Origin of the sequence: Limnohabitans lacus (genome assembly GCF_030053395.1) — a bacterium.
GTDB lineage: Bacteria > Pseudomonadota > Gammaproteobacteria > Burkholderiales > Burkholderiaceae_C > Limnohabitans_A > Limnohabitans_A lacus.
Genome location: NZ_JASGBH010000003.1, coordinates 359,324 through 375,139, shown reverse-complemented (window position 1 = coordinate 375,139; position 15,816 = coordinate 359,324). Strand labels below are relative to the sequence as shown.

General features: G+C 59.6%; 13 protein-coding genes and 5 tRNA genes. 6 read left to right on the top strand and 12 right to left on the bottom strand.

Annotation, left to right across the window (positions count from 1 at the left end; all coding sequences use genetic code 11):
* The first annotated feature begins 60 nt into the window (after nucleotides 1-60).
* Nucleotides 61-819, top strand: a complete 759-nt coding sequence (locus QLQ16_RS06395; protein ID WP_283223847.1) for a 3-hydroxyacyl-CoA dehydrogenase — start codon at nucleotides 61-63, stop codon at nucleotides 817-819.
* Nucleotides 820-899: 80 nt separating this feature from the next.
* Nucleotides 900-2,708 (top strand): gamma-glutamyltransferase family protein, encoded by a 1,809-nt coding sequence (locus QLQ16_RS06390; RefSeq protein ID WP_283223846.1) that lies wholly within the window; start codon nucleotides 900-902, stop codon nucleotides 2,706-2,708.
* A 75-nt stretch (nucleotides 2,709-2,783) separates the two neighbouring features.
* Here the strand turns inward: QLQ16_RS06390 and acs are convergent, their stop codons facing one another.
* Entirely contained in the window at nucleotides 2,784-4,748 is a 1,965-nt protein-coding gene (acs, locus tag QLQ16_RS06385) for an acetate--CoA ligase (RefSeq protein WP_283223845.1), read from the bottom strand.
* 170 nt (nucleotides 4,749-4,918) lie between these two features.
* Between acs and QLQ16_RS06380 the strand changes: the two genes are divergently transcribed.
* Genes QLQ16_RS06380 through murI form a run of 3 tightly spaced genes read left to right on the top strand, consistent with a single transcriptional unit; the run spans nucleotide 4,919 to nucleotide 8,018 of the window.
* Nucleotides 4,919-5,521, top strand: coding sequence for a TIGR00645 family protein (locus QLQ16_RS06380; protein WP_283223844.1), 603 nt, complete (start codon nucleotides 4,919-4,921; stop codon nucleotides 5,519-5,521).
* A gap of 46 nt (nucleotides 5,522-5,567) precedes the next feature.
* The gene (locus QLQ16_RS06375; protein WP_283223843.1) at nucleotides 5,568-7,121 is read left to right on the top strand and encodes a fumarate hydratase; all 1,554 of its coding nucleotides are present in this window, start codon (nucleotides 5,568-5,570) and stop codon (nucleotides 7,119-7,121) included.
* 45 nt (nucleotides 7,122-7,166) lie between these two features.
* Nucleotides 7,167-8,018 (top strand): glutamate racemase, encoded by an 852-nt coding sequence (gene murI, locus QLQ16_RS06370; protein WP_283223842.1) that lies wholly within the window; start codon nucleotides 7,167-7,169, stop codon nucleotides 8,016-8,018.
* On the opposite strand, the gene QLQ16_RS06365 is transcribed toward murI, so the two are convergent.
* From QLQ16_RS06365 to QLQ16_RS06345, 5 genes are all read right to left on the bottom strand, one after another.
* Nucleotides 8,019-9,326: an MFS transporter gene (locus QLQ16_RS06365; protein WP_283223841.1), complete on the bottom strand. Its 1,308-nt coding sequence runs from the start codon at nucleotides 9,324-9,326 to the stop codon at nucleotides 8,019-8,021.
* A gap of 23 nt (nucleotides 9,327-9,349) precedes the next feature.
* Nucleotides 9,350-9,973 carry a DUF6806 family protein gene (locus tag QLQ16_RS06360; RefSeq protein WP_283223840.1) on the bottom strand — a complete coding sequence of 208 codons (624 nt, stop codon included), beginning with the start codon at nucleotides 9,971-9,973 and terminating at the stop codon, nucleotides 9,350-9,352.
* Between the two features lie 19 nt (nucleotides 9,974-9,992).
* Nucleotides 9,993-10,084, bottom strand: a tRNA-Leu gene (locus QLQ16_RS06355).
* Between the two features lie 40 nt (nucleotides 10,085-10,124).
* Nucleotides 10,125-10,517 carry an MAPEG family protein gene (locus QLQ16_RS06350; RefSeq protein WP_283223839.1) on the bottom strand — a complete coding sequence of 131 codons (393 nt, stop codon included), beginning with the start codon at nucleotides 10,515-10,517 and terminating at the stop codon, nucleotides 10,125-10,127.
* Between the two features lie 113 nt (nucleotides 10,518-10,630).
* Nucleotides 10,631-10,801: a hypothetical protein gene (locus tag QLQ16_RS06345; RefSeq protein ID WP_199222242.1), complete on the bottom strand. Its 171-nt coding sequence runs from the start codon at nucleotides 10,799-10,801 to the stop codon at nucleotides 10,631-10,633.
* A gap of 185 nt (nucleotides 10,802-10,986) precedes the next feature.
* On the opposite strand from QLQ16_RS06345, the gene QLQ16_RS06340 reads away from it, so the two are divergent.
* Nucleotides 10,987-11,265, top strand: coding sequence for a cupin domain-containing protein (locus tag QLQ16_RS06340; RefSeq protein ID WP_283223838.1), 279 nt, complete (start codon nucleotides 10,987-10,989; stop codon nucleotides 11,263-11,265).
* A 51-nt stretch (nucleotides 11,266-11,316) separates the two neighbouring features.
* Here the strand turns inward: QLQ16_RS06340 and QLQ16_RS06335 are convergent.
* The 6 genes from QLQ16_RS06335 to clpX form a co-directional block, all read right to left on the bottom strand.
* Nucleotides 11,317-11,390 (bottom strand) — tRNA-Cys (locus QLQ16_RS06335).
* 80 nt (nucleotides 11,391-11,470) lie between these two features.
* A tRNA-Gly gene (locus QLQ16_RS06330) sits at nucleotides 11,471-11,546 on the bottom strand.
* Nucleotides 11,547-11,618: 72 nt separating this feature from the next.
* Nucleotides 11,619-11,692: transfer RNA gene (locus QLQ16_RS06325), tRNA-Cys, on the bottom strand.
* Nucleotides 11,693-11,789: 97 nt separating this feature from the next.
* A tRNA-Gly gene (locus QLQ16_RS06320) sits at nucleotides 11,790-11,865 on the bottom strand.
* 97 nt (nucleotides 11,866-11,962) lie between these two features.
* The gene (gene lon / locus QLQ16_RS06315; protein ID WP_283223837.1) at nucleotides 11,963-14,380 is read right to left on the bottom strand and encodes an endopeptidase La; all 2,418 of its coding nucleotides are present in this window, start codon (nucleotides 14,378-14,380) and stop codon (nucleotides 11,963-11,965) included.
* A gap of 97 nt (nucleotides 14,381-14,477) precedes the next feature.
* The gene (gene clpX, locus QLQ16_RS06310; protein WP_283223836.1) at nucleotides 14,478-15,743 is read right to left on the bottom strand and encodes an ATP-dependent Clp protease ATP-binding subunit ClpX; all 1,266 of its coding nucleotides are present in this window, start codon (nucleotides 15,741-15,743) and stop codon (nucleotides 14,478-14,480) included.
* Nucleotides 15,744-15,816 lie beyond the last annotated feature (73 nt).

Here is a 15,816-nt window from a genome sequence, read left to right as displayed (position 1 = left end):
TGGGGGTTCGAATGTGCATAATTGACGTTTACGTAACGTCAACCGAAACAGGAGTGAGACATGGACATTCAAGGCAAGGTTTTCATCGTCACCGGCGGCGCATCGGGCCTGGGTGAAGGCACCGCCCGCATGCTGGCGGCCAACGGCGGCAAGGTCGTCATCGCCGACATGCAAGCCGAAAAAGGCGAAGCCATCGCCAAGGAACTGGGCGGCGCCTTCGTCAAGTGCGATGTGAGCAACGAGGCCGACGGTCAGGCCGTGGTGGCCCAAGCCGTGGCCATGGGCAAGCTGATGGGCCTGGTCAACTGCGCCGGCATCGCCCCCGCCGAAAAAACCGTGGGCAAGAACGGCGCACACAGCCTGGCCGTTTACACCAAGACCATCATGGTCAACCTGGTGGGAACCTTCAACATGATCCGCCTGGCGTCTGAGGCCATGTGCAAAAACGAACCCGAAGCCACCGGCGAGCGCGGCGTGCTGATCAGCACCGCCAGCGTGGCCGCCTACGACGGCCAGATCGGTCAAGCGGCTTACGCCGCATCCAAAGGCGGCGTGGTCGGCATGACCTTGCCCATTGCCCGCGACCTGTCGCGCAACGGCATCCGCAACATGACGATTGCCCCCGGCATCTTCGGCACGCCCATGCTGTTTGGCATGCCCCAAGAAGTGCAAGACGCGCTGGCTGCCGGCGTGCCCTTCCCCAGCCGCCTGGGCACCCCCCAGGACTACGCCAAACTGGCCAAACACATCATCGAAAACGACATGCTCAACGGCGAAGTCATCCGCCTGGACGGCGCGATCCGACTCGCACCGAAGTGATCTGAGCCAATGCCTAACGCGACAGGCCCTTCGGGGCCTGTCGCCGTTTTGAAGCTAGCATGCAGTGAAACGGAGGCCTCATGAACAAAACCCTTTCCTTGAGCTTGATCAGCCTGGCGCTGCTTGGCGCTTGCACCTCGCCATCACCGAACGCCCCCTTGCGCTACAGCGTGCCCGAGCAGCCCGAAGCCGCCAGTGGCGTGACCGCCAAGCCGGGTTGGGCCTATGGCCGTCAGGCGGTGGCGGCGGCCAATCCGCTGGCCACCGATGCGGGTTTGCAAATCTTGCGTGCTGGAGGTTCGGCGCTGGACGCGGCCATTGCCGTGCAGATGGTGCTGGGCTTGGTGGAGCCGCAGTCGAGCGGCATTGCGGGCGGGGCTTTTTTGTTGCACTTTGACGGGCAAAAAGTCACGGCCCACGACGGCCGCGAAACCGCGCCCGCCACCGCCCAGAGCGACCTGTTCTTGGGCGCAGACGGCAAGCCACTGCCATTTGACGAGGCCGTTCTCAGTGGGCGCTCGGTGGGTGTGCCCGGCGCCTTGCGCATGCTCGAAGCGGCGCACCGCCAGCATGGCCAGCTGCCTTGGGCGCAGTTGTTCACACCCGCCATCACTTTGGCCGAGCTTGGCTTCAAGGTCAGCCCGCGACTGCACACGCTGCTGCAAACCGACCCCCACCTGAAAAAAGACCCACTGGCGGCCCGTTTTTTTTACACCGCTGAGGGGCAAGCTTGGCCGGTGGGCCATGTGCTGCGCAACCCCGAATACGCCCATGTGCTGCGCCGCATCACCAACGAAGGCAGCCTTGCCCTGCACGAAGGCCCAGTCGCCCAGGCCATCGTGCAGCGGGTTCAGTCGCCGCCACGCCCGGGCAGCCTGAGCCTGCAAGACCTGCGCGACTACCGGCCCCGCGAGCGCGAGGCGCTGTGCTTTGACCACACGGCCCAGGCGCGGGCCTTGCGCATTTGTGGCTTTCCGCCGCCGTCTTCGGGGCAAATCGCCATCGGGCAGATCTTGGGGATGCTGTCCCGAGCGAGCGCCCAGGGGCCTGAGTTGGCGGGCGGCCTGCCCTCCCCCGACTTTTTGCACCGCTACACCGAGGCATCGCGCTTGGCCTTTGCCGACCGAGCGCAATACGTGGCCGATCCGGACTTTGTGAGTGCCCCCGCTGGCGACTGGCGCAGCCTGCTGGCCCCCGCCTATTTGGCGCAGCGCAGCCAACTCATCGGTGCGCAGTCCATGAAGTTGGCCACACCGGGTCAACCTTCGGGCACCGCCACGTCGTGGGCGCCCATGCCCGCACAAACCGAATACGGCACCAGCCACATCAGCGTGGTCGATGCCAAAGGCCGCGCTGTGGCCATGACCACCACCATTGAAGCGGCCTTTGGCGCACGCCGCATGGTGACGACCGACCCTGCGCGCCCGGGCGGCTTTTTGCTCAACAACCAATTGACCGATTTCAGCTTTGCCCCAGCCGATGCGCAAGGCCGCCTGATCGCCAACCGGGTGGAGCCCGGCAAGCGCCCGCGTTCGTCGATGTCGCCCACCCTGGTGTTTGACCCAGCCACCGGCCAGTTGCTCATGAGCGGCGGCAGCCCTGGCGGGGCCCTGATCATCCACTACACCGCCAAGCTGCTCACAGGCACCTTGCATTGGGGCCTGAACGCCCAACAAGCGGTGAGCCTGCCCAACTTTGGCTCGCTCAATGGCCCCACACTGCTCGAATCCAAAGGCTTTCCGAGCAGCACGGTGGATGCCCTCAAAGCACGCGGCCACGACGTGCGCGAAATGGAAATGACCAGCGGCTTGCAAGCCATTGAGCGCACGCCCAGCGGCTGGTTTGGCGGCGCAGACCCGCGCCGCGAAGGTGTGGTGCTGGGCGACTGACGTTAGCCCAAGGCTCAAGAAAAACGGCAGCCGAGGCTGCCGTTTTTTTGGGGGCGGGCTGTTTGCCCGCATAGATCAGTAAGCCTGACCCAACTGGCCCAGGATGGCTGGGTTTTCCAAGGTGGAGATGTCTTGCGTGATCTCTTCGCCTTTGGCCAGCGAACGCAGCAGGCGGCGCATGATCTTGCCGGAACGGGTCTTGGGCAAGTTCTCACCGAAGCGGATGTCCTTGGGTTTGGCGATCGGGCCGATTTCTTTGGCGATGTGGTCGCGCAATTGCTTGGCGATCGCTTTGCCTTCGTCGGTGTTGGGCAAGGCGCGCTTGAGCACCACAAAAGCGCAAATCGCTTCGCCGGTGGTGTCGTCAGGACGGCCCACCACAGCGGCCTCGGCCACCAGCTCGGTGCAGCTCACCAGTGCCGATTCGATTTCCATCGTGCCCATGCGGTGACCGGAGACGTTCAGCACATCGTCGATGCGGCCGGTGATGGTGAAGTAACCGGTTTTCTCGTCACGGATCGCGCCGTCGCCAGCCAAGTAGTACTTGCCCTTGAAGTCTTCAGGGTAGTAGCTCTTCTTGAAGCGCTCGGGGTCGCCCCAAATGTTGCGGATCATGGATGGCCATGGGCGCTTGACGACCAAAATGCCGCCTTGTCCATTGGGCATGTCGTCGCCGGTTTCGCTCACGATGGCGGCCTGGATGCCAGGGAAAGGCAGTGTGCAAGAACCTGGGACCATGGGGGTCACGCCAGGCAGCGGGGTGATCATGTGGCCACCGGTTTCGGTTTGCCAGAAGGTGTCCACGATGGGGCAACGGCTGCCGCCCACGTGCTGGTGGTACCACTCCCAAGCGGCAGGGTTGATCGGCTCGCCGACCGAACCCAACAAGCGCAGGCTGGAGAGGTTGTAGCTCTTGGGGTGCACAGCGTCGTTGGCTTCTGCGGCCTTGATGAGCGAACGGATGGCCGTGGGCGCGGTGTAGAAGATCGAGACTTTGTGGTCTTGGATCATCTTCCAGAAGCGGCCTGCATCAGGGTAAGTGGGCACGCCTTCGAACACGATCTCGGTGCCGCCCAAGGCCAAGGGGCCGTAGGTGATGTAGGTGTGGCCGGTGACCCAGCCGATGTCGGCCGTACACCAGAACACGTCGTCAGCCTTCAAGTCGAAGGTCCACTTGGTGGTCAGCGCCGCGTGCAGCAGGTAGCCGCCTGTGCTGTGCTGCACACCTTTGGGTTTGCCGGTGGAGCCGGAGGTGTAAAGCAAGAACAGGGGGTGCTCAGCACCGACCCACTCAGGCTCGCAGGTGGTGGCTTGTTGATCGGCCACATCGGCCATCCACAGGTCACGGCCTGCGGTCATGGCGATGTCGGCGCCCGAGCGCTTGACGACCAAAACGTTCTTGATGGCTTCGCAGCCGCCCAGGGCGATGGCTTCGTCCACGATGGATTTGAGGGGCAGCAGCTTGCCGCCGCGCACCTGGTTGTCAGCAGTGATCACGGCCACGGCGCCGGTGTCTTCGATGCGGTCGCGCAGCGACTGGGCGGAGAAGCCGCCGAACACCACCGAGTGGGTCGCGCCGATGCGGGCGCAGGCTTGCATGGCGGCCACGCCTTCGATGGACATGGAGATGTAGATGACCACGCGGTCACCTTTTTTGATACCCAAAGATTTGAGTGCGTTGGCGTACTGGCAGGTTTTGGCCAGCAGCTGGCTGTAGGTGACCTTGGTCACTTCACCGCCGTCGGCTTCAAAAATGATGGCGGTCTTGTCGCCCAAGCCTTTTTCGATGTTGCGGTCCAGGCAGTTGTAGGACACGTTCAAGGTGCCATCTTCAAACCATTTGAAGAAAGGCGCATTGGATTCGTCGAGCACCTTGGTGAAAGGCGTCTTCCAGGTGATCAGCTCTTTGGCCAAACGACCCCAGTAGCCCTGGTAATCGGTTTCGGCTTCTTTGCACAAAGCTTCATAGGCAGCCATGCCTGAAACATTTGCGTTTTTTACAAACGCTTCGCTGGGTTGGTACAGGGCATTGGCACTCATCAGAAATGTCTCCTCAATGACAAAAAACGTGTTTGACTGCCGCAAATGTCGACGGTAGCTCTTACTTAGCACTGACTGACAACAGCCTTGCAAGGTAGAACGTCTTTCCGACGCCAAGGCTACTAAAATCTGAGGTTTACCAACCGCACGGTCATCACGACGGATCCCACATGTCCAAACCGACACAGACTGGCCATCGCGCCTTGCGCCCCCTGCCCAATTTCATCTTTGCCAGCCGCTGGTTGCAGCTGCCTTTGTACCTGGGCCTGATTGCCGCTCAAGCGGTCTACGTCTTCCATTTTTGGGTCGAGCTGGTCCACTTGCTGGAAGCCGCATTTGGCAACCAACACGCCCTGCAAGCCTTGATCAGCAGCATTGGCTACAAAGCCGACACCTCCATCACCAGTCTGAACGAAACCGTCATCATGTTGGTCGTGTTGGGCCTGATCGACGTGGTCATGATCTCCAACCTGCTCATCATGGTGATCGTGGGCGGTTACGAAACCTTTGTCTCGCGCCTGGACCTTGACGGCCACCCCGACCAGCCTGAGTGGCTCAGCCACGTGAATGCCTCGGTGCTCAAAGTCAAGCTGGGCACGGCCATCATCGGCATCAGTTCGATCCACCTGCTCAAGACTTTCATCAACGCGGCCAACTACGACGAAAAAGTGCTGATGTGGCAAACCATCATCCACATCGCCTTTCTCCTGAGTGCGATCGCCATCGCTTGGGCAGACCGCTTGATGTCGCACCACGACAAAGCCGCGCATTGAACGCTTGATTTCCTGATTTATTGACTCTCCACTGGATCACCACACCATGACCACCCTGATCAAACAAGACGACCTGATCGAATCCGTCGCCGCTGCGCTGCAGTACATCAGCTACTACCACCCCGCTGACTTCATCTCGCATTTGGCCAGCGCCTATGAACGCGAGCAAAGCCCCGCAGCCAAAGACGCCATCGCGCAGATCCTGACCAACAGCAAAATGAGCGCCTATGGCCATCGCCCGATCTGCCAGGACACCGGCATCGTGAACGTGTTCCTCGAAGTCGGCATGGACGTGAAGTTCGACGGCTTCACCGGCAGCCTGGAAGACGCCGTCAACGAAGGCGTGCGCCGTGGCTACAACCACCCCGACAACATGCTGCGCGCATCGGTCGTGTCTGATCCGCACTTCAACCGCAAGAACACCAAGGACAACACCCCCGCGGTGATCTTCACCAAGATCGTCCCCGGCCACCATGTGCATGTGACCGTGGCGGCCAAGGGCGGCGGCAGCGAGAACAAGTCCAAAATGATCATGCTCAACCCCGGTGACAGCATCGTCGACTGGGTGCTCAAAACCGTGCCCACCATGGGCGCTGGCTGGTGCCCGCCCGGCATGCTGGGCATTGGCATTGGCGGCACCGCCGAAAAAGCCGTGCTCATGGCCAAGGAAAGCCTGATGGACGACCTGGACATGTACCAACTGCTCGAAAAATCCAGCAAAGGCGAGAAGCTCGACCAGGTTGAAGAAATGCGCCTGGAGCTGTACCACAAGGTCAACGCCTTGGGCATTGGCGCTCAAGGCTTGGGCGGCCTGACCACCGTGCTGGACATCAAGATCAAGATGTACCCCACCCACGCTGCCAGCAAGCCCGTGGCCATGATCCCCAACTGCGCGGCCACACGCCACGCACACTTTGTGCTCGACGGCTCAGGTCCCTCCTACCTCGAAGCGCCCTCTCTGGACCTGTGGCCCAACGTCGGTTGGACAGCCGACACCGAAAAGAGCCAGCGCGTGGACCTGAACACCCTGACGCCCGAGCAAGTGGCCGCATGGAAACCCGGCCAGACTTTGCTGCTCAACGGCAAGATGCTCACAGGCCGCGATGCGGCGCACAAACGCATCCAAGACATGCTGGCCAAGGGCGAGCCCCTGCCCGTGGACTTCAAGAACCGCGTGATCTATTACGTGGGCCCCGTGGACCCCGTGGGCGACGAGGCCGTGGGCCCCGCAGGCCCCACCACCGCCACCCGCATGGACGGTTTCACCGAAATGATGCTGGCCAACACCGGCCTGATCGCCATGATCGGCAAGGCCGAGCGCGGCCCGGTCGCCATCGAAGCCATCAAAAAGCACAAGTCGGCATACCTCATGGCCGTGGGCGGCGCGGCTTACCTCGTGTCCAAAGCCATCAAGCACGCCAAAGTGGTGGGCTTTGCCGACATGGGCATGGAAGCCATTTATGAATTCGATGTGGTCGACATGCCTGTCACGGTGGCGGTCGATGCGGGCGGCACCAGCGCCCACATCACCGGCCCTGCTGAATGGCAAAAGCGCATCGCCACAGGCGAGTTCAAAGGCATTGGCGTGACCGCTGCCTGAATGTGATGCGGCGGTGACCCGCAAGTCAACGCCCTCACCCGATTCATGACCGAATCCCCCATCGGCGTTTTTGACAGCGGCATCGGCGGCCTGAGCGTGCTGCAGGCCCTGCAAGCCGAGCTGCCCCACGAACACTTTGTGTACTGGGCCGACAGCGGTCATGCGCCCTATGGCGAAAAAAGCGATGTGTTTGTGCGCCAGCGCAGCCTGGCCATCGCGCGTCATTTGGTCGAGCAGCACCGCATCAAGGCCTTGGTGGTGGCCTGCAACACGGCCACGGCGGCGGCCATCCACGAGCTGCGTGTGCAATACCCGCGATTGCCTTTGATTGGGGTCGAGCCGGCCTTAAAGCCGGCCGTCGCATTGAGCCAAACCCGGCGCATCGGCGTCATTGGCACCCGGGGCACTTTGGGCAGCGACAAGTTCCACCGCCTGCTCTCCAGTCTGCAGGGGCAAGCCGAATTTGTCGTGCAGCCCTGCAATGGCTTGGCGCTGGCCATTGAAGAAAGCACGCACACGGCTGTCAGCGCACAGTCCTCCGAAAAAATCTCCGCCCTGCTGCGCAACTACACAGGGCAAATGGGCACGTTTGGCTCAGCTGCGGGGCAAATGGACACGCTCGTGTTGGGGTGCACCCATTACGTGTTTGCGCAAAACGAATTGCAAAGCCTGCTGGGCCCGGGGGTGCAACTGGTGTCCACCGGCGAGCCCGTGGCACGCCAAACACGGCGCTTGCTGGAAGCTGCTGGGCAATTGCGCCAGGGGCCATCGCCTTTGGCGGCATCAGCACGTTTGACGCTCATGAGCAATGGCGAATTGAGCGGCTTGCAAGCGGCGGCATCGCGCTGGTTGCAGCTGCCCCATTCGGCCTGTCACAAGGCCGATCCGAGGGTCTGATCAGGTCTCAGCCTGTCCCAGCGCCATTCGGCGTCCACGCGCCACATTCACGGGCATCAGCAAGATCAAACCCAGCACGAACAGCAGCGAGGTTGAACCAATGGCCAAGCGCTGGTTGCCACCGCTGAGCCAGGTGATGAGGCCATAGCTCAAAGGACCCAATATGCTGGCCAGTCGGATGGCAAAAGTCCACAGACCAAAAAACTCACCCAAACGTGCAGGAGGCACCATCAAGCCCGCCATGGCCCGGCCAGATGACTGGCTCGATCCCATGCACACACCGGCGATGGCCGCAGCCCACCAAAACACTTCTTTGGTGCTCGACAAGGCGGCGATCACGCAGGTCAAAATCCAGCCCAGCAGCGTCAAAGCCAGCGCCAGTTTGTGGCCAATGCGGTCTTGCGCATAGCCAAACACAAAGGCTCCCACAAAGGCCGCGATGTTGAGCACGAAGATCAGCACCATGGTCTCTTGCGGCTGAAAGCCAATCACCTGCTCGGCATAAATGGCCGCCAGCGAAATCGCCACCGCCACGCCTCCTTGGTAGGCCACGGCACAAGCCATCAAACGGGTGAAGTCTTCGTAGGGGCGCGCATCTTGCAGCGTCTGCTTGAGCTGCTTCAGGCTTTGGAACAGGCCCACCACGGGCGCATGGGGCTGCAGCGGCGAGTGTTCTTTCATCAAGGCAAAGGTCACGCTGGCGGCCAAGCCATAAACGGCGGCCGTGATGAGCATGGTGATGGGCACAAACTGGCTGCCGCTTTCGCCCCGCGCTTGCGCGGCCAACACATAGGCCAAGCACACGCCCAAGGTCAACATGCCGCCGATGTAACCCAGCGCCCAGCCCCAACCGCTGACGCGCCCCATGGCTTCGGGTTTGGCCAACTCGGGCAAGAAGGAGGCCGTCAAGGACTCCCCGAAAGCGTAAAAGGTGTTGGACAAAATGAGCAGGCCCAAGCCCAAGGCCACCTGCCCTGGCCCCACCAATGCCAAGGCTGCGGTGCTCAACACACAAGCAGCGGTCACGGCCATCAGCAAACGTTTTTTGCCGGCCGTGCGGTCTGCCCAAGCGCCGAGCCCAGGCATGGTGAGCATCACGATGGCGTAGGAGATGCTCAACCCCACCGTCCAGGCCAGTGTGGCCCATGACGCGCCCTGCGCCACACCGCCCACAAAATAGGCGGCGAACACCGCCGTGATGACCACGGTGGTGTAGCCGGAGTTGGCGAAGTCGTACATGGCCCAACCGAAAACCTCTCGAAGTCGAACACCGGGGTTCAGCGCATCACTTGAGAACAGGGCTTTCATGGCGGGGGCTTTCCGTGAAAGTGTCAGTGCAAGTGCCGGGGTCGGCGGTTGCCGCCACCATGGCCGCTGCCGCCCGAACCTTTAGGCGGTTTGCCGATGTCGAGGGAGCTGACCAGGTTGTCAAAGCGCTGGCTGAACAATTTGTCGATTTCCGAGACAACGCCGCCGAGCTCGGCGCCATCAAAGTGCCGCTCCATCATGTTGATCACATCGTGCACCAGCAAATCGCGCTGCGCTTGCATGATGGCGCCGGGGTCCGGACCGACAAACAGCATCACGAAATCGTCACGAGACTCGCCGCCGTTGGCTTCGTCCTCGTCATCGAAATCGGTGTCATAGAAAGTGACCTCGATCTGGGTGCCTGCGGCAGACAGTTCATTGAGGTTCATGCACAGGTCGTCCAGGACCATGCGGAAATCTTCATCGCCGCGCACCGTCCAGCACATGTGCAGGACATGGGTGTTCACATCAAAACGGATGCCAGGCTCTTCCTCGTAGAGGCTCAGCGAACCTTCACTCAAGGTGCGTGCGCCTGCGTAGTGCCAAAGCGGCTTGAGCGCTTCTTGCACGGCTTTGAGGTCGGTGCCGGGTTTGATCGGCACATCACCATGCACGTGGATCTCAAACGGTGCGTTGTCGTGGTTCATGATGATGCTTTGCTAACGGTGGTGCCCCGAGCCGGAATCGAACCGGCACGCCCCTTTTACGGAAGCAACGGATTTTAAGTCCGGTGTGTCTACCAGTTTCACCACCGGGGCTGGGTCTCTATTGTGCCTTGATAAAGCGACTTTTCCGGGTTCAGCCCATCTGTAAATTGAGCATCGCCAAGACGTAAAAAGACACGACAGCGATGTAGCCCACCAGCCAGAACAAAGAGCGGAACTTGGCTTTGTCTTTCAGGTAACAAGCCACGTAAGCCACGCGCGCAGCGGTGAAGAGCAAACACAGCAAATCCACCACCATGGGCTCGACGCCGGTCAACAAGGCCAGCACCACGCCCACGGCAAAAAACGGGAAGGCCTCCAAGCAGTTGGCTTGCGTCGCGTTGGCGCGTGCGCGGTAGCCCGTTTGCTGCGTCATCCATTCGCGGGGGTTGTGGTTGTCATAGCCTTTGGCGCCAGCTTTGGCGATGCCCGCACAAATCACGGGCATCAAGCCTGCTACCAAAATCGCCGCATAAGAAGTGATCATCTTTGTCTCCTTGTGAACATCCATGGCCAACAGGGCCTCAAGCACCAACAAAAAAGCCACTGAATTTCAGTGGCTTGGCATTCAGATCGACAACGAAGTCGAATCCGAAAGAATCAACCGCCTTTTTTGGAGCGCTTGCCAGGGTTCTTCTTGCTGCGGGTGGCAACGCCACGCTCCAAGCTCACGCGCTGGCCGCGGCCGTGGGTGCGCAATGTCACGCCGGGCAATGCTGGCAGTGGAGGTGTGAATTTACGATCTGCTTCGGTAACGATTTTGTTGCCCATCTCTGGCTCCAGGAAAATAATGCAAAGCGTTATTAAGCCACAAGAATGTGCTGATTTTCGGGACTGACAAGCAATCAGCACAATCGCCCTGCCCTAATATCTTTGGGTGTCACCCGCTGGCTGGACAAACCGACCCTGTATGCACCACGATGGGCCTCATTCACCCACCCAGCAGAGGGCACCCCATGAGCACACCCACATTTGAGAGCTTCACAGACCAATCCTTGGACGAAGGCTTTGACGAAATCATTGTCCGAGAATGGGCGCCGCAACTGGAACTGGCCACCCACACCCACCCCTTTGACGTCAGCGCCTACGTGGCCCGAGGCGAGTATTGGTTGACGGTGGGCGATCAGGTCAAACACCTCAAAGCCGGAGACTTCTTCAGGCTGGCACGGGATGTGCCCCACGCTGAGCTCTACGGCGCGGAAGGTGCCACGGTGTGGGTTGCTCGGGCCAATTGATTCAGCCCAATATAGAAGCCGCCACAGCTTGCGCTGTAGCGGCTTTGTTTTTGGAGGCGCGACCCAGAGTCGAACTGGGCTAGACGGATTTGCAATCCGTTGCATAACCGATTTGCTATCGCGCCAAATCTCGAGAAATTTTACAAAAAAGGGAAGCTTTGGGCTTCCCTTTTTGCTGAAAGACGTTGGTACTTCTTTCAATGTTTGGAGCGGGAAACGAGGCTCGAACTCGCGACCTCAACCTTGGCAAGGTTGCGCTCTACCAACTGAGCTATTCCCGCATTTGCAAGACTCAAATTATACATCGCTTGTCTTGTCTTTTGGAGACATGAAAGCCTTAATTTGAATTTTTCTGGAGGCGCGGGCCGGAGTCGAACCGACCTACACGGATTTGCAATCCGGTGCATAACCGCTTTGCTACCGCGCCAGATTTCAAGAGAGCAAACGCCTGAAAAAAACCGACAAAAAAGGGAAGCATTTGCTTCCCTTTTTGGCTGAAAGATGTTGGCACTTCTTTCAATGTTTGGAGCGGGAAACGAGGCTCGAACTCGCGACCTCAACCTTGGCAAGGTTGCGCTCTACCAACTGAGCTATTCCCGCGTAACAGTGAATTCAGCATTGTATGCTTTGTTCGCTGCAATAATAGAATTATAGCGCCATTTCCCACCCCTTTTGGACAGAGGCAGGAAATTTTGCATCAATGTTTCACGGCTTCGGCTTTGGGGCTGGCAGCAACAGCCGTGACCGCTGCAACCTCTTCCTCGCTCAAGGGCACGGGCTTGGCTTCCAGGGCCACGTCCAGCACCTGGTCGATCCACTTGACGGGCACGATCTCCAGACCATTCTTGACGTTCTCAGGAATGTCTTGCAAGTCTTTGACGTTGTCTTCGGGGATCAACACGGTCTTGATGCCACCCCGCAAAGCGGCCAGCAGCTTTTCCTTGAGACCGCCAATGGCGGTGACTTCCCCACGCAGGGTGATCTCGCCGGTCATGGCCACATCGGCGCGAACGGGAATGCCCGTCATGGCAGAGACCATGGCCGTGGTCATGGCCGCACCGGCGCTCGGGCCGTCTTTGGGCGTGGCGCCATCGGGCACGTGGATGTGCAGGTCTTTCTTTTCAAAGACTTCGTCCTTGATGCCAAGCAGTCGTGAACGGCTGCGCACCACGGTGCGAGCCGCTTCCACCGACTCTTTCATCACATCACCCAAAGAACCCGTGCGGGTGATGACACCTTTGCCGGGCATCAAGGCCGCTTCGATGGTCAGCAGATCGCCGCCCACCTCGGTCCAAGCCAAACCGACCACTTGGCCGACCTGGTTCTTTTGCTCAGCGCGGCCGTAGCTGTACTTGCGCACCCCCAAGAATTCATTGAGGTTGTCCACCGTGACTTGAACCTGTGGCTTCATCTGCTTGAGCAACAAGGCCTTGACCACCTTGCGGCAGATCTTGCCCAGCTCTCGCTCGAGCGAACGCACACCGGCTTCGCGGGTGTAGTAACGCACCACATCGCGAACAGCATCTTCGGTCACATTCAACTCTGCGGGCTTGACGCCGTTGTTCTCCAATTGCTTGGGCAACAGGTACTTCATGGCGATGTTGGTCTTTTCGTCTTCGGTATAACCCGACAGGCGAATGACTTCCATGCGGTCCAGCAAAGCCGATGGGATGTTCATCGAGTTGGAGGTCGCCACGAACATCACGTCGCTCAGGTCAAAGTCGACCTCGACGTAATGGTCGCCAAACGTGTGGTTTTGCTCGGGGTCGAGCACTTCCAGCAAAGCACTCGATGGGTCACCCCGGAAATCGGTGCCCAACTTGTCGATCTCGTCCAACAAGAACAAGGGATTCTTGGTTCCGACCTTGTTCAGGTTTTGCAGCACCTTGCCTGGCAAAGCGCCGATGTAGGTGCGGCGATGGCCGCGAATTTCGGCCTCGTCACGCATACCGCCCAAGGCCATGCGCACGTACTTGCGACCCGTGGCTTTGGCGATCGACTGGCCCAGCGAGGTCTTGCCCACGCCGGGAGGCCCCACCAAGCACAAGATGGGGGCTTTGACCTTGTCCACGCGTTGCTGCACAGCAAGGTATTCCAGGATGCGGTCTTTGACTTTGTCCAGACCGTAGTGGTCCTGATTCAAGACGTCTTCGGCATTGCCCAGATCGTGCTTGAGCTTGGTCTTTTTGCTCCATGGCAAGCCCGTCAGAACCTCCAAGTAGTTGCGCACCACCGAGGCTTCGGCCGACATGGGCGACATCAGCTTGAGCTTTTTGAGTTCGCCCTCGGCCTTTTTGCGGGCCTCGGCCGACATCTTGGCGGTCTTGATCTTTTTCTCGATCTCTTCGATGTCCGCACCCTCTTCGCCTTCGCCCAGTTCTTTCTGAATGGCTTTGACCTGTTCGTTCAGGTAGAAGTCGCGCTGGTTCTTCTCCATTTGGCGCTTAACGCGGCCACGGATGCGCTTGTCCACGTTGAGGATGTCCACCTCGTGTTCAAGCTGTGCAAACAGGTTTTCCAAGCGGGCTTTGATGCTGGCCAAATCCAGCACTTGCTGCTTGTTTTCAAGCTTGAGCGGCAGGTGTGCGGCGATGGTGTCGGCCAAGCGGCCTGCATCGTCAATGCTGGAGATCGAAGTCAGGATCTCGGGCGGGATTTTCTTGTTGAGTTTGACGTACTGATCAAACTGCTGCATCACGGCGCGGCGCAGGGCTTCGATCTCGCTGCTGGGCTCGGACTGCTCGGCAGCAGGCTCCACGGGCGTGACCGTGGCCACAAAATGGGCCTCGCCGTCCACGATGGATTTGACCATGGCCCGTTGCTGGCCTTCAACCAGCACCTTGACGGTGCCGTCGGGCAACTTGAGCATTTGCAAAATGGTCGAGACGCAACCGACATCGAACATGTCGTCGATGGCCGGTTCGTCCTTGGCGGCGGTCTTTTGGGCCACCAGCATGATGCGGCGCTCGGCAGCCATGGCCGATTCCAAGGCCTTGATGCTCTTGGGTCGCCCCACAAACAGAGGAATCACCATGTGAGGAAACACGACCACATCGCGCAAAGGCAACATGGGCAGTTCGATCGGGGTGGGCGGCAAAGGTGTGTGTCCAGACATGGTGTCCCTCGGTTCAATTAGCTGCACATGGATGCTGTTCCAGCGATTTCAACCCGTGGCGTGGCAGGGGTATTGATCGCCGGGTCACACATGGGGTTCAGGCCTGTTTGGCCGACTCGCGGTAAACCAAAAGTGGTGGCTTGTTGTCGTCGATGGCGGACTCGTCCACCACGACCTTTTCGACGTTGACCGCATTGGGCAACTCAAACATGGTGTCGATCAGTGCTTGCTCCATGATGGAGCGCAGGCCACGGGCGCCCGTTTTGCGGGCCAGCGCCTTGCGGGCGATGGCGGTCAGGGCATTGGGGCGCACTTCCAGCTCAACGCCTTCCATGGCCAGCAATTTGGTGAACTGCTTGACGACCGCATTCTTGGGCTCAGTCAGGATCTGCACCAAAGCGTCTTCGGTCAACTCGGCCAGCGTGGCCACCACGGGCAGACGACCGACCAACTCAGGAATCAGGCCGAACTTGATCAAATCCTCGGGCTCGACTTCAGTGAACACTTCGGTCAAAGAACGCTGCTTCTTGCTTTTGACAGTGGCGCCAAACCCAATGCCGCCCGATTCGGTGCGGCTTTCGATGACCTTTTCCAGACCGGCGAACGCGCCACCGCAAATGAATAAGATGTTGGTCGTGTCGATTTGCAAAAAGTCTTGGTTGGGGTGCTTGCGGCCGCCTTGTGGGGGGACGCTGGCCATGGTGCCTTCGACCAACTTGAGCAAGGCTTGCTGAACACCCTCACCCGACACGTCGCGCGTGATGGAGGGGTTGTCCGACTTGCGGGTGATCTTGTCGATCTCGTCGATGTAGACAATGCCACGCTGGGCACGCTCAACGTCGTAATTGCAAGTCTGCAACAACTTGGCGACGATGTTCTCGACGTCTTCGCCCACGTATCCAGCTTCGGTCAAGGTGGTGGCATCGGCCATCACAAACGGCACATCCAACATGCGGGCCATGGTCTGGGCCAGCAGCGTTTTGCCCGAACCCGTGGGGCCGATCAGCAAGATATTGCTCTTGGCCAGCTCGACATCGTCTTTCTTGGCGCCGTCTTTGTGCTTGAGGCGTTTGTAGTGGTTGTACACCGCCACGGCCAAACTGCGCTTGGCTTTGTCTTGACCAATCACGTAGTTGTCGAGGTTGGTTTTCAAGTCCAGAGGGGTGGGCAAACCGTCTTTGGCGGCATCGGCCACGGTGGTGGTGGCCAGTTCATCGCGCACGATGTCGTTGCACAAATCAATGCATTCGTCGCAGATGAAAACCGACGGACCTGCGATCAGCTTTTTGACCTCGTGCTGGCTCTTGCCGCAAAAGGAGCAGTACAGGTTTTTTTCAGTGCTTGAGCCTTTTTTATCGGCCATAAAAGTTGCCTCGGAATCCGGATATTCGTCAATGATAACGAAAGAAAAACGGCGCTCACCTCGCAAGGTAAAC

Coding starts and splice junctions, on each gene's coding strand:
- QLQ16_RS06395 (WP_283223847.1), top strand. CDS start 61: ATGGACATTCAAGGCAAGGTTTTCATCGTCACCGGCGGCGCATCGGGC.
- QLQ16_RS06390 (WP_283223846.1), top strand. CDS start 900: ATGAACAAAACCCTTTCCTTGAGCTTGATCAGCCTGGCGCTGCTTGGC.
- acs (WP_283223845.1), bottom strand. CDS start 4,748: ATGAGTGCCAATGCCCTGTACCAACCCAGCGAAGCGTTTGTAAAAAAC.
- QLQ16_RS06380 (WP_283223844.1), top strand. CDS start 4,919: ATGTCCAAACCGACACAGACTGGCCATCGCGCCTTGCGCCCCCTGCCC.
- QLQ16_RS06375 (WP_283223843.1), top strand. CDS start 5,568: ATGACCACCCTGATCAAACAAGACGACCTGATCGAATCCGTCGCCGCT.
- murI (WP_283223842.1), top strand. CDS start 7,167: ATGACCGAATCCCCCATCGGCGTTTTTGACAGCGGCATCGGCGGCCTG.
- QLQ16_RS06365 (WP_283223841.1), bottom strand. CDS start 9,326: ATGAAAGCCCTGTTCTCAAGTGATGCGCTGAACCCCGGTGTTCGACTT.
- QLQ16_RS06360 (WP_283223840.1), bottom strand. CDS start 9,973: ATGAACCACGACAACGCACCGTTTGAGATCCACGTGCATGGTGATGTG.
- QLQ16_RS06350 (WP_283223839.1), bottom strand. CDS start 10,517: ATGATCACTTCTTATGCGGCGATTTTGGTAGCAGGCTTGATGCCCGTG.
- QLQ16_RS06345 (WP_199222242.1), bottom strand. CDS start 10,801: ATGGGCAACAAAATCGTTACCGAAGCAGATCGTAAATTCACACCTCCA.
- QLQ16_RS06340 (WP_283223838.1), top strand. CDS start 10,987: ATGAGCACACCCACATTTGAGAGCTTCACAGACCAATCCTTGGACGAA.
- lon (WP_283223837.1), bottom strand. CDS start 14,380: ATGTCTGGACACACACCTTTGCCGCCCACCCCGATCGAACTGCCCATG.
- clpX (WP_283223836.1), bottom strand. CDS start 15,743: ATGGCCGATAAAAAAGGCTCAAGCACTGAAAAAAACCTGTACTGCTCC.